The 18,794-nt window shown below is 72.8% G+C and carries 21 protein-coding genes; 13 read left to right on the forward strand and 8 right to left on the reverse strand.

Annotated features, from left to right (window positions below; all coding sequences use genetic code 11):
* Positions 1–34: 34 nt before the first annotated feature.
* Entirely contained in the window at positions 35–529 is a 495-nt protein-coding gene (locus QWU11_RS37955; RefSeq protein ID WP_141961424.1) for a transcriptional regulator, read from the forward strand.
* 1,033 nt (positions 530–1,562) lie between these two features.
* Here the strand turns inward: QWU11_RS37955 and QWU11_RS37960 are convergent.
* Positions 1,563–2,012 carry an SAV_6107 family HEPN domain-containing protein gene (locus tag QWU11_RS37960; protein WP_290119365.1) on the reverse strand — a complete coding sequence of 150 codons (450 nt, stop codon included), beginning with the start codon at positions 2,010–2,012 and terminating at the stop codon, positions 1,563–1,565.
* A gap of 320 nt (positions 2,013–2,332) precedes the next feature.
* Between QWU11_RS37960 and QWU11_RS37965 the strand changes: the two genes are divergently transcribed.
* Positions 2,333–2,797 carry a YbaK/EbsC family protein gene (locus QWU11_RS37965; protein ID WP_290119366.1) on the forward strand — a complete coding sequence of 155 codons (465 nt, stop codon included), beginning with the start codon at positions 2,333–2,335 and terminating at the stop codon, positions 2,795–2,797.
* A 7-nt stretch (positions 2,798–2,804) separates the two neighbouring features.
* Here QWU11_RS37965 and QWU11_RS37970 read toward each other — a convergent pair whose 3' ends face one another.
* Positions 2,805–3,917 (reverse strand): epoxide hydrolase family protein, encoded by a 1,113-nt coding sequence (locus tag QWU11_RS37970; protein WP_290119367.1) that lies wholly within the window; start codon positions 3,915–3,917, stop codon positions 2,805–2,807.
* An 82-nt stretch (positions 3,918–3,999) separates the two neighbouring features.
* On the opposite strand from QWU11_RS37970, the gene QWU11_RS37975 reads away from it, so the two are divergent.
* From QWU11_RS37975 to QWU11_RS37990, 4 genes are all read left to right on the forward strand, one after another.
* Positions 4,000–4,518, forward strand: coding sequence for a CGNR zinc finger domain-containing protein (locus QWU11_RS37975; protein ID WP_290119368.1), 519 nt, complete (start codon positions 4,000–4,002; stop codon positions 4,516–4,518).
* Positions 4,519–4,650: 132 nt separating this feature from the next.
* The gene (locus QWU11_RS37980) at positions 4,651–5,619 is read left to right on the forward strand and encodes a hypothetical protein (protein WP_290119369.1); all 969 of its coding nucleotides are present in this window, start codon (positions 4,651–4,653) and stop codon (positions 5,617–5,619) included.
* A complete protein-coding gene (locus QWU11_RS37985) occupies positions 5,616–5,933 on the forward strand; it encodes a hypothetical protein (RefSeq protein ID WP_290119370.1) in 318 nt (105 codons plus the stop codon). Before QWU11_RS37980 ends, QWU11_RS37985 begins: the two co-directional genes overlap by 4 nt.
* 5 nt (positions 5,934–5,938) lie before the next feature.
* Positions 5,939–6,526 (forward strand): GNAT family N-acetyltransferase, encoded by a 588-nt coding sequence (locus QWU11_RS37990; protein ID WP_354670934.1) that lies wholly within the window; start codon positions 5,939–5,941, stop codon positions 6,524–6,526.
* Here the strand turns inward: QWU11_RS37990 and metF are convergent.
* On the reverse strand, positions 6,478–7,389 hold the full coding sequence (metF, locus tag QWU11_RS37995) for a methylenetetrahydrofolate reductase [NAD(P)H] (RefSeq protein ID WP_290119371.1): 912 nt from the start codon (positions 7,387–7,389) through the stop codon (positions 6,478–6,480). The genes QWU11_RS37990 and metF overlap by 49 nt on opposite strands.
* Before the next feature lie 48 nt (positions 7,390–7,437).
* Between metF and QWU11_RS38000 the strand changes: the two genes are divergently transcribed.
* Positions 7,438–8,499 carry a polyprenyl synthetase family protein gene (locus tag QWU11_RS38000; RefSeq protein ID WP_290119372.1) on the forward strand — a complete coding sequence of 354 codons (1,062 nt, stop codon included), beginning with the start codon at positions 7,438–7,440 and terminating at the stop codon, positions 8,497–8,499.
* 91 nt (positions 8,500–8,590) lie between these two features.
* Positions 8,591–8,761, forward strand: coding sequence for a hypothetical protein (locus QWU11_RS38005; protein ID WP_290119373.1), 171 nt, complete (start codon positions 8,591–8,593; stop codon positions 8,759–8,761).
* Between the two features lie 272 nt (positions 8,762–9,033).
* Here QWU11_RS38005 and QWU11_RS38010 read toward each other — a convergent pair whose 3' ends face one another.
* From QWU11_RS38010 to QWU11_RS38025, 4 genes are all read right to left on the reverse strand, one after another.
* On the reverse strand, positions 9,034–9,198 hold the full coding sequence (locus tag QWU11_RS38010) for a hypothetical protein (protein WP_290119403.1): 165 nt from the start codon (positions 9,196–9,198) through the stop codon (positions 9,034–9,036).
* Between the two features lie 54 nt (positions 9,199–9,252).
* The gene (gene thiE, locus QWU11_RS38015) at positions 9,253–9,924 is read right to left on the reverse strand and encodes a thiamine phosphate synthase (RefSeq protein WP_290119374.1); all 672 of its coding nucleotides are present in this window, start codon (positions 9,922–9,924) and stop codon (positions 9,253–9,255) included.
* Positions 9,925–9,963: 39 nt separating this feature from the next.
* On the reverse strand, positions 9,964–10,341 hold the full coding sequence (locus QWU11_RS38020) for an Rv2175c family DNA-binding protein (RefSeq protein WP_290119375.1): 378 nt from the start codon (positions 10,339–10,341) through the stop codon (positions 9,964–9,966).
* A gap of 67 nt (positions 10,342–10,408) precedes the next feature.
* A complete protein-coding gene (locus QWU11_RS38025) occupies positions 10,409–11,581 on the reverse strand; it encodes an FAD-dependent oxidoreductase (protein ID WP_290119376.1) in 1,173 nt (390 codons plus the stop codon).
* Positions 11,582–11,747: 166 nt separating this feature from the next.
* Here QWU11_RS38025 and thiO point away from each other — a divergent pair, with 166 nt between their 5' ends.
* The 5 genes from thiO (at position 11,748) to QWU11_RS38050 (ending at position 16,825) form a co-directional block, all read left to right on the forward strand.
* On the forward strand, positions 11,748–12,860 hold the full coding sequence (gene thiO / locus QWU11_RS38030) for a glycine oxidase ThiO (RefSeq protein ID WP_290119377.1): 1,113 nt from the start codon (positions 11,748–11,750) through the stop codon (positions 12,858–12,860).
* A 7-nt stretch (positions 12,861–12,867) separates the two neighbouring features.
* Positions 12,868–13,068 (forward strand): sulfur carrier protein ThiS, encoded by a 201-nt coding sequence (thiS, locus tag QWU11_RS38035; RefSeq protein ID WP_290119378.1) that lies wholly within the window; start codon positions 12,868–12,870, stop codon positions 13,066–13,068.
* A gap of 2 nt (positions 13,069–13,070) precedes the next feature.
* Positions 13,071–13,844 (forward strand): thiazole synthase, encoded by a 774-nt coding sequence (locus tag QWU11_RS38040; RefSeq protein WP_290119379.1) that lies wholly within the window; start codon positions 13,071–13,073, stop codon positions 13,842–13,844.
* Between the two features lie 80 nt (positions 13,845–13,924).
* Positions 13,925–15,901, forward strand: a complete 1,977-nt coding sequence (pknB, locus tag QWU11_RS38045; RefSeq protein ID WP_290119380.1) for a Stk1 family PASTA domain-containing Ser/Thr kinase — start codon at positions 13,925–13,927, stop codon at positions 15,899–15,901.
* Positions 15,902–15,952: 51 nt separating this feature from the next.
* On the forward strand, positions 15,953–16,825 hold the full coding sequence (locus tag QWU11_RS38050) for a deoxyribonuclease IV (protein ID WP_290119381.1): 873 nt from the start codon (positions 15,953–15,955) through the stop codon (positions 16,823–16,825).
* Positions 16,826–17,074: 249 nt separating this feature from the next.
* Here the strand turns inward: QWU11_RS38050 and QWU11_RS38055 are convergent, their stop codons facing one another.
* Positions 17,075–18,757 carry a cation acetate symporter gene (locus QWU11_RS38055; RefSeq protein ID WP_290119401.1) on the reverse strand — a complete coding sequence of 561 codons (1,683 nt, stop codon included), beginning with the start codon at positions 18,755–18,757 and terminating at the stop codon, positions 17,075–17,077.
* Positions 18,758–18,794: the final 37 nt, after the last annotated feature.

The following is an 18,794-nucleotide window of genomic DNA, read 5'->3' on the forward strand; positions in this document are numbered from 1 at the left end:
CGACGACGAGAAAGTGAGCCTGGGGGCCGCAACGATGCCGTCTGAATATGCAAAGGCTCTCGGCGCGAGACTTCGCGCCATCCGCACCCAGCAGGGCCTGTCCCTGCACGGTGTGGAAGAGAAATCACGTGGCCGCTGGAAGGCCGTCGTCGTGGGTTCGTACGAGCGGGGCGACCGCGCCGTCACCGTTCAGAAGCTGTCCGAGCTCGCCGAGTTCTACGGCGTGCCGGTGTCCGAGCTGCTACCCGGCGGAGCCGCGCCGAGTCCGCTCGGCCCGACGCCGAAGCTCGTCATCGATCTCGAACGACTCCAACAGCTTCCGAAGGACAAGGCCGGTCCACTCGCCCGTTACGCCGCGACGATTCAGAGCCAGCGGGGCGACTACAACGGAAAGGTCCTGTCCATCCGGCAGGAGGATCTGCGTTCGCTGGCGGTGATCTATGACAAGTCACCGACCGAACTGACCGAAGAGCTCATCGGCTGGGGCGTCCTCGATCCTGAGGCACGCCGCGCCGTGGAGGCCTTCTGATCTGACCCGACCGGAGTGGTGCGGTGAACCCTGTGGGGCCACCGCACCGCCTCGGCGGGCCGGACGTGGCTTCTGCGCGCCCTGCGCTCTTCGGCCGGGCGGCCGGCGGGTCCCGCCGCTTCGGGGGATCACGACGAGACCCGCACGGCCCAGACCGGCCGCTCCGGTGAGAAGGCCGGCCTGCCTGGAACGCACCGGACATCCCGCAATGCCACCGTGCATCCCAAGCCTCTTCCGCCGTCTCGGCCACCGCGCCCGGCCGAGACGGCAAGTTCTTGACCAAAAGACCTGTCGGTCCGCCGGCCGCGCCGGCCAGCCTCATCGGGCGGCCCCGTTCGCGGCGGCCGGCCGACGGGCGCCGTGCCGCATCGACGAGCCGCACCAGAGCCGCCCCGGCGGTAGCGCATGGCCCGGCCACGCCGCGCCCAGACCGCGCCGGATCGCCCGACCGCGCCGCTTCGACGGACCGCGCCAGAGCCGCCCCGGCGATAACGCACGGTCCGGCCACGACGGATCGCCTCACCGCGCCGCCTCGACCGGACCGCACCAGAGACGCACCGGCGGTGCGTTCATGCTGCGCCCGATCACGCCGGATCATCCAGCCGCCCCTGCGACAGTGCGTGATCCGGTCGCACTGCGCCCGGTCGGGCCGGATCGGCGGCCATGCCAGATCACGGCCGAACCGGGCGGGCCCGATCACACCGGATGACGCGTCCTGATCGGCCCACCGGACGGGACCGGTCACACCGCATGAACCGGCGTCACGGTCACCCGGCCGTCACCGACGGGCCGTCGCCGAGACCGAGGACCTGACTTTCGGCTGAACAAGGTCGTCGAGACCCACGAGCAGGCCGGCTCGCGTGACCTCGCCGAGACCGGGTAGTCGTACCGGACGAGCCCGGCCAGATCAGACGCTCTGGTTACGCCGCAGCCGGACGCGCCGGATCACCCAGCCGCGCCAGGCCACGGTCATCCCCCCGGGACCCCCGACCCTCCGAAGCCCGTCGAGAGCCGGCAGGAGCCGTCACATCGCTCAGCCCGCCACCGGGAGCATCGGCTGGCTGTCGATGCCCAGCGTCGTCTCCACGAGGGCGACGAAGATCTCCGCGTCGTGGAGCAGGTCGTTGGCCTCATGAGTGGACACAGCGCGAGGGAGGCCGGCCTCGGCCGCCGCTCGTTTGCCCGCGCCCGCCGCGAAGAAGGCGGCCCACTCGCGCAGCGCCGGCTCGACCTCGGGGAGCAGCACCCAGACGCTGCGCGGACGTCCCCTGCGGCTCGCCGCCGGGTCGCCGCGGGCCGCGAGAACCGCCGCCGCGGCGCGCAGTGCGGCCAGGTGGGCGGCGACATAGCGCGTCGCCGGGACGGCGGACTCCGCCGCCTCGGCCAGGCCGTGCCGGGCCGTCTGCAACAGTTGGATCGCCGGCGGTGCCGGCCTGCGCCGTGGTACGGGGCGCAGAGGGACGGCCGTGGACCTTGCGGACATGGCGTGCCTCCTTCCGCTCGGCGGGGTCCCAGGACGAACCCGGGGACGGCGCGGGCGAAACGCTTCCCCTCGTCCCGCCCGGCCGCCGCATCTCGCATGGCATTGCGCTGCCCCGCGAGACGAACCCCATCGGCGCGGACCCGCGAGACCCGCACCGAACTCGAACACAAGTTCGAGCATGCACCCAGTAAACCGGCCCCACCCCCATTCGTCAACATGTTCGAATGACGGCACGTCTCCGCAGTTCAGACTGGTCGAACAACACCCACGGACGACGGAAAACGGTGCGCGGAACGGCGCTCAGGCCCTAAAGTGCGGCCATGCATCCCAACACCGCGAAGGTCGCCGCACGCCTGCGTGAGCTGGGCGCCGGCGGCGAGGTGCGTGAGTTGTCCGAGGCCGCACCCACCGCGGTCGCGGCGGCCGCGCTCCTCGGCTGCGAGGTCGGCGCGATCGCGAACAGCCTGATCTTCGCCGCCGACGGCGAACCCCTGCTCGTCCTCACCAGCGGAGCCCACCGGGTCGACACCGCCAAGGTCGCCGCGCAGATCGGGGCCGCCAAGGTCAAGCGCGCCGACCCCGAGTTCGTCCGTAAGGCCACCGGCCAGCCGATCGGCGGCGTCGCCCCCGTCGGCCACCCCGCGCCGGTCCTTACGCTCGTGGACAAGTGGCTCGCCGGCCACGAGGTCGTGTGGGCCGCCGCCGGGCACCCGCACACCATCTTCCCCTCCTCGTACGAGGAGCTCGTGCGGATCACCGGCGGCACGCCCGCCGACGTCGAGTGAGCCCGGTTCAGCCCCGGTAGGGGGCGAACGCCTCGCGCACCCCGGTGACGAACCGGCTCGGCGACTCCAGGGCCAGGAAGTGGCCGCCCTCCTCCAGGGTCGTGATCCGGGTCAGCCGCGGGTACGCGCGGCGCAGCCACGACGTGGGCGGCACCGGGATCTCCGGCTCCCGCGAGATGACGATCGACGCCGGCACGGTGACCACGTCGCCGGCGGCGAGCGGCGCGGAGTCGACCGTGTAGAGCCGCATCGAGCTGCCGATCGTCTGGGTCGCCCAGTAGATCATCACGTTCGTGAGCAGGTCATCGGCGGACAGGCCGTCGCGCGTGGCCGGGTCGCTCCAGGTCAGGAACTTCTCCAGGATCCAGGCCGCGAGCCCGACCGGTGAGTCGTTCAGCCCGTACGCGAGGGTCTGCGGGCGCGTCGCCTGTGTGTGGGCGTACGCGCCGTGTTCGTGGTCCCAGTGGCGCGCGGCGGCGAGGTAGGTCTCGTCGGTGACGTCGTGCGGTTTGAGCCAGTTCGCGGTCTGGATGGCCCGTACGGTGCCGGCGTGGCGCATGCCGAGGCGGTTGACGACGCCGCCTCCGATGTCGTCGCCGTGCGCGACGTACGAGGGGAAGCCGAGTTCGGAGACCATCAGCCGGTCGTACAGGCCCGCGATCATGGCCCGGTCCACGTGCCGCTCCGGGATCTGGTCGGAGAACCCGTACCCGGGCAGCGCCGGCACCACCACGCTGAAGGCGTCGCGGGGATCGCCGCCGTACGCGGCCGGGTCGGTCAGCGGGCCGAGCACCCCGAGGTACTCCACGAACGAGCTCGGCCAGCCGTTCGCGAGCAGCAGCGGCAGCGGGTCCGGGCCGACACCCGGGACGTGGACGAAGTGGATGCCGACGCCGTCGACGGTGGCGCGATGCTGCGGGAACGCGTTCAGCCGCCGCTCCTGCGCCCGCCAGTCGTATCCGGAACGCCAGTACGCCACGAGCTCCTCGACCCGCGCGATCGTCGCGGCGCTCTCGCCTCCGCCCAGGATCGGCGGCGAGGGCGCGCGGGCGTGCTCCAGGCGGCGCGCGAGGTCGTCGAGGACGGTGTCGGGCACTTCGATGCGGAACGGCTCGGGCATGTCTCTCCTCCTTGTTACGGGCTAAAACCGTACGATCGTCACGCGTTACGTGTCAACGCCGTACGGATGTAACCTGTCGTCCATGCCTTACCGACCGTCGGCCCCGGGCCCGCTGGGCCTGGTGGAGGCGTTCCTGCGCACCCGGAACGAGATCACGGACGCCGCGGGCCTCGGCCGCTGGTGCGCCGAGCACGGGCTCGCCGGCGACGCGAGCGCGGGGACGTACGAGCGGGCCATGCGGCTGCGCGAGGCGCTGCGGTCGCTGATGCTCGCCAACAACGGCGGCCCCGCCGCCCCGGAGGCCCTGACGCTGGTCAACGGGGAGATCGGCGCCTGCGGCCTGCGCCCGGAGATCGCCGAGGACGGCCTGCGGTGGCCGGCGCGGGGGCTGCTCGGAACCGTCCTCGGCGGCGTGGTCGCCGCGATGGCGGCCGGCACCTGGCCCCGCATGAAGGCCTGCGCCGCCGACGACTGCAGCTACGCGTTCTATGACCACACGCGCAACCGCTCAGGCCGCTGGTGCGACGTCTCGGGCTGCGGAGCCAACGCCCGCATGCGCGCCTACCGGCAACGGCGGGAGACCTCTCCCGGGGCGCCATGACGCAATTAGCGACGGCATCCCTTCTGACGTGCGGCAGGGCCGTAATACCGTCAGCGCACGCGTGGGCAGACAGGCGCGACGCAGGGTGGTACAACAATCACCTGAGGCTCTAGCGCACTCTTCGGAGCGTCCATGGCTGGGCAGGAAAGTCTGCGTGCCGCAGGCGCGCGCGACAAGGATTTCGTCGGCGTGGACATCGACGCGATGGCGCGGCTCATCCACCAGATGGGCGGCGCGTCCGGGGCCATCTCCGCGTGGCTGCGCACGAACGGCGCGCTGCCGCCCAGCGTGCCGCGGACCGGGCTGCGGCAGGCCGCCGCCGTGCACACCTGGGTCGGCGGGCAGTCGGGCATGCTGACCCGGCGCCGCAACTACGCGATCACCCACCTCAGCAAGGGCGGCCACGACATGCCCCGCGTCAGCGCGGGCGGGCTCGGCCGGCAGCACCGTACGACCCGGGCGGGCGCGGGCCACAGCGTGGGCAACTTCGCCGATGTCCACGCCGCGACGAAGGCCGGCGCCGCCGACGCGGCCGCCATCGGCAAGGGCAAGAGCGACATCTGGCAGCGCCTCACCGAAAACGCCGACGACCCCGACTACGCCCACGGCCTGTACGACCGGCTCGGGCCGGCCGGCACCGCGCACCTGATCAAGGCGGCGCTCGGCGACAAGGACCATCTGCGGGCCGTGGAGACCTCTCTCGGCGTCGCCAGCCACCACCTGCCCATGAACGAGAAGTGGCTGCGCGCCATGCTCGACGAGGCGTTCCGCGACGGCGTACGCGACGACGCGGTGCGCGTTCTGGACCACGCCGGGCTCGGGCAGCGCGCCAAGATCGCCCTCGGCCACCTCGGACTGACCGCGATCCGGCACCCGGACGACGCGATGATCAAGCCGGCGGCCGAGGACCCGCAGGCCGCCGTCCTGCTCTACTCCCGCTACCCCGACGCCGTGCACCGGGCGCTCGATGCCTCTCCGGACTCCGACACGCTGGCCCTCCTGGTCGGCCACGCCACCACCGCCCACGACGCGGACCCCGGCACCGTACGCGCCAACGCCGAGCGGCTCGCCGCCCACCGGCCGACGAGCACCCGGGCATGAGCACCTACCCGCCGTCCCCGGGCACGCTCCACTCGCCGTCCGACCCTCCGCCGCCCGGCGCCGCGATGCGGCCCAACCCGGAGTACGCCGAGCTCTACGAGGCCTACCAGCGGGCCTACGCCGGCGCCGACACGCTCGACGCGGCCCTCGACCCTCCCGTACGCACCGCCGGCGACGCCTGGGTCGGGCCCGCCGCGCGCAGCTGGCAGAACGATCTCGAGACCCAACGCGCGCAGTTGAAGAAGGCGGCGACGCAGATTCTGTGGGACATTTACGGCGCACTCTCGAAGGTTCCGCCGTTCATTCCCAAGTGAGGCACGTGAGACCAGCATTCAGGGCCCGCCGCGAGTCGGCGCCGCAGATCCGCCAGATCGACCGCCGCGGCTTCCTGCGGCGTCTCAACCCGATGCTGGCCACCTACGAGGCGGCGATGCGACCGCCGCCGGGCCAGCTCCCGGGCCGTCACATGATCATGGAACGGCACGCCGGATACCCCGAGTTCCGCGCCTTCGTCGCCGAGCGCTCGCGTGCCATGGCCGGCTTCAGCTACGGCTTCCACGGCGAGGCCGGCCAGTGGTGGCACGACGTCGTACGCGGCCAGCTCGGCACCGTCGGCGGTGCCGCGCACGCCGGGCACTGGCTCGACGACGCCTGGGAGGTCGCCGAGCTGCACGTGCATCCCGACGCCCAGGGCCGGGGGCTCGGCCGCGGCCTGATCACCGCGCTGTGCGAGGGGCGGCCCGAGCGCACCGTCGTGCTGTCGACCCTGGACGCGCAGACGCCGGCCCGCGCGCTGTACCACTCGCTCGGCCTGACCGACCTGCTGACCGGCTTCCGCTTCCCCGGCGGCGGCCCGCTCTACGCGGTGATGGGCGCCGAGCTGCCGTTGACCTCGAGCCGGGAGTAGACCTCGCTCGTCGCCGTCGACTTGTTGAACGTGATGAAGTGGATGCCCGGCACGCCCTCCGCGAGCAGCCGGCGGCACAGGTCCGCGGCCTGCTCCACGCCCAGCCGGCGCACCGCCTCCGGGTCGTCGCCGACCGCCTCGAACTGCGCGGCCAGCTCCGCCGGGAACGGCGCCCCCGACAGCTGCTCGGACCGCTCGATCGTGCTGAGCTGGGTGACCGGCATGATGCCCGGAATGATCGGCACCTCGCAGCCGAGCGCGACGACGCGGTCGCGCAGCCGCAGGTAGTCCTCGGCCTGGAAGAACATCTGGGTGATCGCGTAGTCCGCACCCGCGCGGCACTTGTTCACGAAGTGATGCGTGTCACTCTCGACGTCCGGTGAACGCGGGTGCTTGTACGGGAACGCTGCCACGCCGACGCTGAAGTCGCCCGCCGACTTGATGAGCCGTACGACGTCCTCGGCGTACTCCACGCCCTCGGGGTGGCGCACCCACTCCCCCATCGGGTCGCCGGGCGGGTCGCCCCGCAAGGCGAGCAGGTCGGTGACGCCGGCCGCGGCGAACCGCCCGACGAGGTTCCGCAGCTCGGCGATCGAGTGGTTGACCGCGGTGAAGTGCGCGACGGGCCGGAGTGTCGTGTCGGTGGCGATCCGCTCGACGATGTCGACCGTGCGGTCCCGGGTGCCGCCGCCCGCGCCGTACGTCACCGAGACGAACGTCGGCTGCAGCACCTCGAGGCGGCGGATGGCCTGCCAGAGGTTGCGCGCCCCCTGCTCGGTCTTGGGCGGGAAGAACTCGAACGAGAAGGTCGTCTCACCGGAGGCGAGGACTTCCCGGATCGTACGGCGGCGCGCGGCTGTCATGCCCCACAGGGTAACGGGGCGAGCGGGGCCGCCCACTAGTCTCTTTTTGTGATCGCGAGTCGAATCCGCAAAGAGATCGATGAGGCTTTGTACGCCTTTGTCGACCGCCAGCGACCCCTGCTCGGCGACGTCTCCGATGACCTGTCGCCCCTGCTCACCGCCCTGGACGCGCTGCTCTCCGGCGGCAAGCGGCTGCGCCCGGCGTTCTGCTACTGGGGCTGGCGCGGGTCCGGCGGAGACGATGGCGCGGAGCTCTTCACCGCCGCGGCCTCTCTGGAATTGCTGCAGGCCGGAGCGCTCATCCACGACGACGTCATGGACGGCAGCGACACCCGCCGGGGGCAGCCGGCGACGCACCGCAGATTCGAGGCGCTGCACGACGATTCCGGCTGGCGCGGGTCGGCCCAGGCGTTCGGCGAGGGCGGGGCGATCCTGCTCGGTGACGTGTGCCTGACCTGGTGTGACGAGATGTTCCAGGGCAGTGGGCTGCCGGCCGACGCGCTCCTGCGCGGGCGGCCGATCTTCGACCGGATGCGGACCGAGGTGATGTGCGGGCAGTACCTCGACCTGCTCGGGCAGGCACGCGGGCGGCGGCCGGGCGGCCACGAGGCGGTCGAGGCGGCGCTGCGCATCGTCGTGTTCAAGAGTGCGAAGTACACGATCGAGCGGCCCCTCCAGCTCGGCGCCGCGCTGGCCGGCTCGGACTCCGTCGAGGCGCTCTCGGCGTACGGGCTGCCGCTGGGCATCGCGTTCCAGCTCCGCGACGACGTGCTCGGGGTCTTCGGCGACCCCGCGCGGACGGGCAAGCCGGCAGGCGATGACCTGCGCGAAGGCAAGCGGACGGTGCTCGTGGCACTGACCCTCGAACGCGCGACGGCCGAGCAGGCCGAGGCCGTCGAGAGCCTCCTGGGCGACCCGGCGCTCAACACCGCGGGCGTCGAGCTGCTCCGCTCGATCATCGTCGGCACGGGCGCGCTGGAGGAGTGCGAGCGGATGATCGCCGGTTACGCCGCGGACGCCGAGGCGGCGCTCGCCGGCGCCTCGCTGACCGCTCAGGCGCGCGACGCCCTCGCGGAGCTCACCGTCACCGCGACGGCCCGCACCGGCTGAGCGTGAATGGGCGTTCGCGGGACACGAAGATCTTGCCTGGTTAAGAATGAGGTATGACCCACCGAACGTCCGCATGAGCACGAATGTCAGCATGAAACTGGACACCGGAGAGCAGAAGCTCTCGGCGCGCCGGGAGCCCGTACGGGCCCGTCCCCCGGCACATACGCCTCGGCCACGACGCAACCGTCAGTTGGTCGTCGCGCTCGCTCTGGTGATCGTGGCCGGGTTCCTGCTCGGCCTGGGAGTGCCGATCCACCCCTGAGCCCGGTCCGGCCCGCGCTTCCCGTGGGACTGTCCCGGCCGGACGGGCCCTCCGCCCGATCCGTGGACGGCGAATTCGCGACCTTGGCCGCATGGTGTTCGACACCGTCCGGAACGATCATGGTCGGTCACCGGCGCCGGGAGAGCAGGTCACGCCCCGAACGTGTTCGACACCACCTCCAACGTGCCGAGCACCCTGCGCGGCAAGCCGCTGACGTTCACCACGACCGGGGCGAGCGTCATCCCGGGCGACTACTCCTGCGGCCGCCGCCCCTACCAGTGGGGCGGGCGCTCGTCGATCAGGCGGGCGTCGTCGTCCGCCTCGCGCCACTCGCCCCAGCCGGTGTCGGAGTCGTCGCGCGTCTGATCGGGTAGCACGTCCAGCTCGTCGTCGTCGGACAGCTCGACGGGGCGCTCGTCGTCAGGATTGCCGATCATGGGCACCATTGTCGCGCACGAGCCGGCCCGGACCGGGTGAACCCCAGGTGAAAATCACTCACCGGGAAGCCTCCGGGCGAACGCCGCGGCCGCCGCGCGCGGGTCGTCCGCCTCGGTGATCGCGCGGACGACGACGACGCGGCGCGCGCCGGCGGCCAGCACCTCGTCGAGGTTGCCGAGGTCGATGCCGCCGATCGCGAACCACGGGCGGGCGAACCCCCGGCGGGCGGTGAAGGAGAGCAGGCCGGGACCCGGGGCGTGCCGGCCGGGCTTGGTCGGCGTCGGCCAGGTCGGCCCGGTGCAGAAGTAGTCGACACCCGGCTCGATGGCCGCCGCTGCCGCCTGCTCCTCAGAATGCGTCGAGCGGCCGATGAGGACGTCCTCGCCGACGATCGCGCGGGCCCGGTGTACGGGCAGGTCGTCCTGGCCGAGGTGCAGCACGTCGGCACGGACGGCGTGCGCGATGTCCGCGCGGTCGTTGACCGCCAGGAGCGCGCCGTGGCGTTCGCACGCCGCGCGGAACACCGCGAGGTGCTCCAGCTCCTGCCGGGCCTCCAGGCCCTTCTGGCGGAGCTGGACGATGTCGACGCCGCCGCTCAGCGCCGCGTCGAGGAACTCCGGCAGGTCGCCCTGCGCCTCACGCGCGTCCGTGCACAGGTAGAGCCGTGCCCGGCCGAGCCTGGACCGCAGGGCGACCGCCCGGTCAGAGGGAAGACGTGCGGGCAAACCGGCATCCTCCGTCGCGCCGGGCGGTCACGCCGCGGCTCAAAGCGCGAGCGCCTGCGCGCGCCGGTTGATCTCCTTCACGCGGTGCTCGGCCAGGGCCTGCACCGGCGTGCCGGGGAGCGAATCGTCGGCGGTGAACAGCCATCGCAGGGCCTCGGCGCGGCCGTATCCCGCGTCCGCGAGCACGGTGAGAGTGCCCTGCAGGCCCTTGAGGGGCTGGCCGTCCTGGATGAACGCGGCGGGCACGCTCAACCCGCTCTCGCGTTGCACGCCCAGCAGCTTGTGGTCTCGGAGGAGTTGCTTGACCCGCTTGAGATCGAGGCCGAGGCGCTCGCCCGCCTCTGGGAGGGTGAGCCACTCGCCCACCAGTGCGTCGGTCTTTCGGTCGATCTCGATTTCGGCAACGGTGTGCGTCACGCAAGCCTGCTTACCATCTTGGGTCCCATCTGAAACCTGGTTTCTGGTCTCGACTCTGCCGGGTCCCTCATTCAACCTGCACGGCGGCCTTGACCGGGACGTCGGGGTCGGCGATCCGGCCGGCGTCGACGCGGGCTCCGGCGGCGATGGCCCGGCGGCCCTGCAGCAGGTCACGGGGCCGGTCGACGGTCAGGATGGCGGTGAGGCGGTCGCCGGACAACCAGCACACGGCCCAGCGCCCGGCGCCGGGGTCACCACGCCAGACCATCGTGTCGGCCACCGGATGGTGCCCGGCGTACTGCACCATGTGGCCGAACTGCTCCGACCAGAAGTACGGCACGGCGTCATAACTCCGCTCCCCGCCGAGGAGGTTCGCGGCGGCCACGTCGGGGGCGTTCAGCGCGGTGTCCCAGTGCTCGACCCTCAGCCGCCGCTCGAACCTCGGCGACCACCACGCCGCGCAGTCGCCCACCGCGTACACGCCCGGCCTTTCGGTGCGCAGCCGCTCGTCGACGACGACGCCGTTCTCCAGCGCGAGCCCCGAACCCTCCAGCCAGGCGGTCTCGGGCCGTACGCCGACAGCGGTGAGCACGACGTCGGCCTCGATCGACCCGCCGCCGGCGAGGTCGAGGCCGCCGGGCCCGACCGAGGCGACCTTGAGGCCGTGCCGCAGCTCGACGCCGGCCTCGGCGTACCAACCGGCCGTCCTCGCCCCGACCTCGGTGCCGATGGCGCCCGCGAGGGGCGCGTCCGCGGCCTCCACGACGGTCACCAGGCAGCCGGCCGCGGCCGCCGCCGTCGCGACCTCCGCGCCGATCCAGCCCGCGCCGACGATGACGAGCCGTGCTCCCGGCCGCAGGCCGGCGCGGAGCGCGCGGGCGTCACCGGCGGAGCGGAGCACGTGCTGCGGGCCGTCGCCGGGCAGCCGGATCGGCGTCGCGCCGGTCGCGATCACCAGCCCGTCGAAGCCGAGCGGCCCCTCCGCCGTCTCCAGGTCCTCGCCGAGCCCGGTCGCGCGCCGGCCGAGCAGCAGCTCGCAGCCGAGCGCGTCCCAGTCGGCGACGACCGTCGTGTCGTCGGTCTCGCCGCGGAGAACCGCCTTGGACAGCGGCGGACGGTCGTAGGGCGCGCTCGGCTCGGCCCCGACGAGCGTCAGGCCGCCGGTGTACCCCTTTGCGCGCAGCGCCTCGACGGCGCGCAGCCCGGCCAGGCCGCCGCCCACGATGATCACCCGGTCCATGCTGGTGACCTTAGGCGAGCGGCGAGGACGTAGGCTAGGAGCCCCAAAGCGCGGGAGTCCGGCGAACCGGGCTGAGAGGGCGGCATGACCGGCCGCCGACCGCAAGAGCCCGGCCTCGTGCCGGGCTCTGGACCTGATCCGGATCATGCCGGCGAAGGGAGCGCAAGTGGACGACGTGGTCATCGTCGGCGGCGGTGTGATCGGTCTGGCGGCGGCCTGGCGATCGCTCGGACGCGGTCTTCGCGTCACGATCGCCGACCCCGAGCCCGCCACCAAGGCCTCCCACGTCGCCGCGGGCATGCTCACCCCGGTCAGCGAGCTGACGTACGGCGAGGAGGCGCTGCTGCGCCTCGGCCTCGCCTCCCGTGACCGCTACCCGGCGTTCGTCGCCGAGCTGGAAGAGATCTCCGGGCAGGTGACCGGGTTCCGCGACGACGGCATCCTCCAGGTCGCCCTCGACTCCGACGACCTCGCCGTGCTCGACGAGCTGCGGAGGTTCCAGGAGTCGCTGGGCATCGCGGCCGAGGCCCTCACCGGGCGCGAGTGCCGCCGGCTGGAGCCGATGCTGGCCCCCGCCGTGCGCGGCGGGCTGCTCGCCCCGGCCGACGGCTCGATCGACCCCCGGCGTCTCACCGCCGCGCTGCTGGCCGCCGTCGAGCGGCTCGGCGGCGTCCTCGTACGCGAGCGCGCGACGGAGGTGCTGGTCGAGGACGGGCGCGCCACCGGAGTGCGCCTGGAGAGCGGCGAGACGCTCCACGCCGCCCAGGTCGTGCTCGCCGCGGGCCCGTGGAGCCAGGACGTCAAGGGCGTGCCGCCCGGCGTGCTGCCGCCCGTACGCCCGGTCAAGGGCCAGGTCGTACGGCTGCGGAGCGCCACGCCGTTCCTGCGGCGGTGCGTGCGCGGCCTCGTGCGCGGCTCGTCGGTGTACCTCGTGCCGAGGGACGACGGGGAGCTCGTGGTCGGCGCCACGCAGGAGGAGATGGGCTTCGACACGACCGTCACCGCGGGCGGGCTGTGGGAGCTGCTCCGCGACGCCCGTGAACTGCTGCCCGGCATCACCGAGCTCGCGTTCACCGAGGTCAGCGCGGGGCTGCGGCCCGGGTCGCCGGACAACGCACCGGTGCTCGGCCCGTCCGCGCTGCCCGGCCTGCTGCTGGCCACCGGGCACTTCCGCAACGGAGTCCTGCTCGCCCCGGTGACGGGCGACGTCATGGCAGAGACGCTCGCGACCGGCGCGGCGCCCGAGATCGCCCGGCCGTTCTCACCCGGCCGGTTCTGAGGAGAGCATGAAGATCACCGTCAACGGCGCCGAGCACGAGACCGACGAGGGCGCCTCGGTCGCGGGAGTGGTGTCCACCGTGACCGGGCGCTCGGCCGGCGTGGCCGTCGCGCTGAACGACCAGGTCGTGCCGCGCGCCGACTGGACCACCACGATCGTCCGGGAGGCGGACCGCATCGAGGTGCTGACCGCCGTACAGGGAGGTTGACGATGAGCGACCCGCTTGTCATCGCCGGAGAGACGTTCGGTTCCCGGCTGATCATGGGAACCGGCGGCGCGCCGAGCATGAGCGTGCTGGAGGAGGCGCTGACCGCCTCCGGCACCGAGCTCACCACGGTCGCGATGCGGCGTGTCGACGCCGGCGCCCGCGGCTCGGTGCTGGACGTGCTCGGCCGCTGCGGCATCCGCGTCCTGCCGAACACCGCCGGCTGCTTCACCGCGGGCGAGGCCGTGCTGACCGCCAAGCTCGCGCGCGACGCGCTGGAGACCAACTGGGTCAAGCTCGAGGTGATCGCGGACGAGCGGACGCTGCTGCCGGACCCGATCGAGCTGGCCGACGCGGCCGAGCAGCTCGTCGACGACGGTTTCGTCGTGCTCCCGTACACCAACGACGACCCGGTGCTGGCGCGCCGCCTCGAGCAGACCGGCTGCGCCGCCGTGATGCCGCTCGGCTCCCCCATCGGTTCCGGGCTCGGCATCCGCAACCCGCACAACATCGAGCTCATCGTCGAGCAGGCCGGCGTGCCGGTCGTCCTCGACGCCGGGCTCGGCACGGCCAGCGACGCCGCGCTCGCGATGGAGCTCGGCTGCGACGCGGTGCTGCTCGCCACGGCGGTGACGCGCGCGCAGTCGCCCGCGCTGATGGCCGAGGCGATGCGACACGCGGTCGAGGGCGGGCGGCTGGCGCGGCGCGCGGGACGCATCCCCAAGCGACGGTACGCTCAGGCGTCGTCACCGTGGCAGGGCCTGACCTCGGGCGCTTGATCTCGATCGGGTGAACAATCGATGCTTTACTGCGGCCTAGCGGCAAGTATTGCGTTTGAACACGAATACACTCCCTCCTGATGGATACGACGGTTGCGGACCCACTCGTCGGGCAGGTGCTCGACGGGCGCTATCGCGTCCAAGCGCGGATCGCCCAGGGCGGCATGGCGACGGTGTACGTCGGCCATGACACGAAGCTCGAGCGCACGGTGGCGCTGAAGGTCATGCACGCGAACCTCGTGGGCGACGAGGAGTTCGTACGACGCTTCATCTCCGAGGCCAAGCACGCCGCGGCGTTGTCGCACCCGAGCGTGGTCGCCGTGTACGACCAGGGCACCAGCAAGGGCCACGTGTTCCTCGCGATGGAGTACGTCCCCGGACGCACGCTGCGCGCCCTGCTCACCGAGCGCGGCCGGCTCGGCCCGCGCCAGGCGCTGGAGATCATGCAGCCGGTGCTCGCGGCGCTGGGCGCCGCGCACCGCGCCGGGGTGATCCACCGCGACGTCAAGCCCGAGAACGTCCTGCTGAACGCCGACGGCCGCATCAAGGTGGCCGACTTCGGCCTCGCGCGCGCCGAGTCGGCGAGCAAGCAGACCAAGACGGGCATGCTCATCGGCACCGTCGGCTACCTCGCTCCCGAGCAGGTCGTCTCCGGCGACGCCGACACGCGCACCGACGTCTACTCCGCCGGCATCATGCTCTTCGAGCTGCTGACCGGGCGCCAGCCGCACCAGGGCGGATCGCCGCTGTCCGTCGCGTACAAGCACGTCAACGAGGCCGTCCCGCTGCCCTCCAGCGTCATCCCGGGCATGCCGCCGCAGCTCGACGCGCTCGTGGCGAGCGCGACCAACCGCGACCCGGCACGGCGTCCCTCCGACGCCATCCACTTCCACTCCGCGGCCGGCGAGGTCTACCGGACGCTGCCGCGCGACATCGACGAGACACTCGCCGACATCAGCGCGGTCACCGCTCCCGCCCGCGCCCAGCCGGCCCTGCCCGGCCCGCCGTCCTCGCCGGACAACTCGACGCAGGCGTTCAACGCCGGCCCCGGCACCCAGGCGTTCGGGCCGCACACCATGGCGATCCCGCGCGAGGAGCAGCACACCCAGGAGGCCCCGGCACCCGCGACCCTCAAGGACCGCCTGCTGCGGCCCCCGGGCCTGTACGGCGTGATCGCGGCGGCCGTCGTCGTCGTGCTGCTGCTCGGCGGCCTCGTGTGGAGCGTGACGGTCGGCAGCACCGAGCGCGTGCCCAAGCTCGTCGGCCTGTCCGAGGAGGCCGCCCGCGCCCAGGCCGAGAAGGTCGGCCTCAAGGTCAAGCGTGGCGAGTCGCGCTATGACGCCAACGTCCCCAAGGACAAGGTCGCCGACGTCCAGCCGAAGGTCGGCACGGAGGTCAAGAAGGGCGCGTTGCTCACGCTGGTGTTCTCCAAGGGCAAGAAGCCCGTGAACATCCCCGACGTGCACGGCATCCCCCTCGACCAGGCCAAGCAGCGGCTGAAGGAGGCCGGTCTGCAGGCCGGCGACGAGGTGCAGCAGGAGAGCACCACGATCCCGCGCGGCTACGTGGTCCGGACCAAGCCGGCCGCGGGCGAGACCCAGAGCCCGGACGACCCGGTCACGCTCGTGGTGAGCACCGGCATCAAGATGCCGAACCTCGTCAACATGCGCCGCGACCAGGCCAACACGACCCTCACCAAGCTGGGTCTGAACGTCCAGTGGCAGGAGCAGGACCCGGCTCCGGGCCAGCCGGAGAACACCGTGGTCGCGCAGAACCCGCCACCGGGCCAGCAGGTCAACCGGGGCGACCCGGTCCAGGTGACGGTCACCAAGGGCCAGTGCCAGTGGTGGAACCCGTTCTGCAAGGACAACGACGGCGGCCAGGGCGCGGTCCCGGGCGTCATCGGCCAGCCCATCGCCCAGGCGCGGCAGATCCTGCGGCAGAACGGCTTCCAGGTCAACGTGAGCAAGGGCGGAGGCCGCGACATCGTCACCGGCCAGAACCCCGCACCCAACACCCCGCAGCCCCACGGCGCCACCGTCACCATCTGGCACTGAGCCCGCGGCCACCGCACAGCGGGACCTCGGGGCAGGGCCTAGTCTGTTTCGGTGGTCGATGAGCTGAGGAGCCCCGTCGGGGCGCATGTGCCGGTCGCCGGGGGGCTCGCCACCGGCGGGCTGCGGTACGCCGCGCTGATCGGGGCGGAGGCCGTCCAGGTGTTCGTCAGCAACCCTCGCGGGTGGGCGATGGCCGCCGGCAAGGGGGACGAGGACAAACGGCTGCGGGCGCACAGTGAGGACACCGGTATGCCAGTGTTCGTGCACTCCCCGTACCTCATCAACTTCGGCTCGCCCAACCAGCAGACCGTGGCGAGCTCGGTGGCCTCCGTACGCCACTCGCTGCTGCGCGGGGCGGCGATCGGCGCCCGCGGCGTCGTCGTGCACACCGGCTCGGCCGTGTCGCAGCCCCGCGAGAACGCCGTGCGCCAGCTCCGCGAGCATCTGCTGCCGCTGCTCGACGAGATCCCGGGCGACGGCCCGGACCTGCTCCTGGAGCCGATGGCCGGGCAGGGCGCGATGCTGTGCGCGACCGTGGAGGACCTCGGGCCCTACCTCGACACCCTCGACCGGCACCCTCGCGTCGGCATCTGCCTCGACACCTGTCACGCCTTCGCGGCCGGTCACGACCTCGCCGCGCCCGGCGGCGTCGCCGACACCCTCGACCGGCTCGCCGCGACCGTGGGCGAGGGCCGGCTCAAGCTGATCCACGCCAACGACTCCAAGGACGCCTGCGGCTCGGCCAAGGACCGGCACGAGAACATCGGGGCGGGCCTCATCGGGGCCGAGCCGTTCGCGGAGCTGTTCCGGCACCCGGTGAGCCGCGGCGTGCCGTTGGTCATCGAGACGCCGGGCCGCAGCCCCGACCCGCACCGCGCGGACGTCGAGACCCTCAAGGCCCTGCGGGACGCACCCCGGACATGAAAAAGGCCTGGGTGCCGCTGAACAACCCCCCGACCGTTCAGCAGCACCCAGGCGCCGCCGCCTGGCCTCCACCCCCCCGAGTCGGAGCCTGGCGGCCGTCCCGAGAACGTTGCTGTGCCGAAACACTAGAGTCCCGAAGACCTGCGGCGAAACCCATAACGCCCTTGCCTCGGTAAACGGTTAGTAGTCGGCGGTATGCGTTCGGCAAGCGGCTCGTGAGCGGTCGGTCCGGCGCGACGAACGGCGGGTTCACGCCCGCCGCTCCGGCGCGACGTCCTCCGGGAGGTGCATGCGGGCCATCGCCCGTCCGGTGTGGGCGGGCACGGTCGCCCGGGTCAGCAGCGAGACCCCGATCATCACGGCGAAGCCCAGCGGGACCGTGACGAGCGCCGGCTGTTCGATGAGCATGCCCGGCCAGCCGCCGCGCTGCCCGCCGAGGATGCGGGCCAGGCCCGCCGCGGCGGCGGGCCCGCCGCCCGCGACGACGCCCGCGACCGCGCCGGCCGGGGTCAGGCGCCACCACCAGACGCCGAGGACGAGCAGGGGGCACAGCGACGAGGCGGCGACGGCGAAGGCGAGCGTGATCAGCGCGGTCGACTGCGGCGCGCAGGTCAGCGACGCGAGGAGCAGCGGCACCGCCATCGTGATCAGCGCGGATAACCGGAGGCCGCTCACGCCGCCGCCGCACCCGCGCGCGATGCTCCCCGAGACCGCGACGACGACGCCGCACGAGGTCGAGGCGAACGCCGCGAACGCCCCGGTGGCCACCAGGATGGTCAGCAGGTCGCCCGCGAGGCCCGGCAGGATCCGGTGCGGCAGCATGAGCAGCGTCGCGTCGGTCTCGCCGGTCATCAGCAGCTCGGGCGTGTAGAGCCGGCCGAGGGTGCCGAACAGCGCCGGGAACAGGTAGAACGCCGCGAGCATCAAGACGACGAGACTCGCCGTACGGCGGGCCGCCCTCCCGCAGGCGTTGGAGTAGAAGCGCACGACGAGGTGCGGCAGGCCCATCGTGCCGAGCAGGACGCCGAGCAGCACGGAGTAGGTCGCGGCCAGCGGATGGTTGCGGCCGCCCGCGAACGGCGTCGCCCACCGATCGCCGCGCAGGAGCTTGAGGTGGGAGGTGTGCGGCACCGCCGCGCCGGCCGGGAACCGCAGCCGCGCCCCGGCACGTACGCGGTGCACGCCGGCGCCGAGCCGGATCCGCTCGCCGCGGTGCCTGCGGCCGTCCACGACGCCCCGTACGGCGACGAACGCGGGCGCGGTGAGCTGGATGCCGGCGCTCGCGCCGGCCGTCACGGTGGTCGGCCGGTGGAAGTAGGGGGCACGGGCGGCGTCGGCGTCGTTCTGGAGCCGCCAGACGGCCAGGAAGATCAGCCCCGGCACCACCACCGCGATGAGCTTCAGCCAGAACTGGACCGCCTGGACGCCGGTGATGCTCCGCATGCCACCGGGGAACACGAGCGCGGCCACGGCCAGGACGACGACCACCCACCCGGTCCACACGGGCAGGCCGCTGATCACCGACAGCGTCACCCCGGCCCCCTGGAACTGCGGCAGGAGGTAGAACCAGCCGATGACGACGACGCACCCGCTGACCGCGTGGCGGGCCGTACGCGACCCGAGCCGCCAGGCCGCGAAGTCGGACAGGGTGTACGCGCCGGAACGGCGCAGAGGGGCCGTGACGAGTGTCAGGAGCACCACGTGGCCGGCGGCGGCGCCGATCGGCAGCCACAGCATGTCCGCGCCGTACGCGAGGACGAGGCCGGCCATGCCCAGGAACGCGGCGGCGGAGATGTACTCCCCGCTGATCGCCGAGGCGTTCCACCAGGGCGAGACGGCGCGCGAGGCGGTGTAGAGGTCGGAGGCCTGGGCCGGGCGCGTACGGGCGGACACGCAGACCAGGGAGACGACGAGCAGGGCGAACGCCAGCATCGTGATCACGGTCGCTCCTCGCCCGGGTCCGGTCTCC

The organism is Actinomadura sp. DC4 (assembly GCF_030406325.1).
Classification (GTDB): Bacteria; Actinomycetota; Actinomycetes; order Streptosporangiales; family Streptosporangiaceae; genus Actinoallomurus.

Excerpts from the sequence above, each read along its gene's own strand:
- QWU11_RS37965 (WP_290119366.1), top strand. The coding sequence starts at position 2,333 with ATGCATCCCAACACCGCGAAGGTCGCCGCACGCCTGCGTGAGCTGGGC.
- QWU11_RS37955 (WP_141961424.1), top strand. The coding sequence starts at position 35 with ATGCCGTCTGAATATGCAAAGGCTCTCGGCGCGAGACTTCGCGCCATC.
- thiS (WP_290119378.1), top strand. The coding sequence starts at position 12,868 with ATGAAGATCACCGTCAACGGCGCCGAGCACGAGACCGACGAGGGCGCC.
- pknB (WP_290119380.1), top strand. The coding sequence starts at position 13,925 with ATGGATACGACGGTTGCGGACCCACTCGTCGGGCAGGTGCTCGACGGG.
- metF (WP_290119371.1), bottom strand. The coding sequence starts at position 7,389 with ATGACAGCCGCGCGCCGCCGTACGATCCGGGAAGTCCTCGCCTCCGGT.
- QWU11_RS38005 (WP_290119373.1), top strand. The coding sequence starts at position 8,591 with ATGAAACTGGACACCGGAGAGCAGAAGCTCTCGGCGCGCCGGGAGCCC.
- QWU11_RS37970 (WP_290119367.1), bottom strand. The coding sequence starts at position 3,917 with ATGCCCGAGCCGTTCCGCATCGAAGTGCCCGACACCGTCCTCGACGAC.
- QWU11_RS38040 (WP_290119379.1), top strand. The coding sequence starts at position 13,071 with ATGAGCGACCCGCTTGTCATCGCCGGAGAGACGTTCGGTTCCCGGCTG.
- QWU11_RS37960 (WP_290119365.1), bottom strand. The coding sequence starts at position 2,012 with ATGTCCGCAAGGTCCACGGCCGTCCCTCTGCGCCCCGTACCACGGCGC.
- QWU11_RS38055 (WP_290119401.1), bottom strand. The coding sequence starts at position 18,757 with ATGCTGGCGTTCGCCCTGCTCGTCGTCTCCCTGGTCTGCGTGTCCGCC.
- QWU11_RS37980 (WP_290119369.1), top strand. The coding sequence starts at position 4,651 with ATGGCTGGGCAGGAAAGTCTGCGTGCCGCAGGCGCGCGCGACAAGGAT.
- QWU11_RS37985 (WP_290119370.1), top strand. The coding sequence starts at position 5,616 with ATGAGCACCTACCCGCCGTCCCCGGGCACGCTCCACTCGCCGTCCGAC.
- QWU11_RS37975 (WP_290119368.1), top strand. The coding sequence starts at position 4,000 with ATGCCTTACCGACCGTCGGCCCCGGGCCCGCTGGGCCTGGTGGAGGCG.
- QWU11_RS38025 (WP_290119376.1), bottom strand. The coding sequence starts at position 11,581 with ATGGACCGGGTGATCATCGTGGGCGGCGGCCTGGCCGGGCTGCGCGCC.
- QWU11_RS38010 (WP_290119403.1), bottom strand. The coding sequence starts at position 9,198 with ATGATCGGCAATCCTGACGACGAGCGCCCCGTCGAGCTGTCCGACGAC.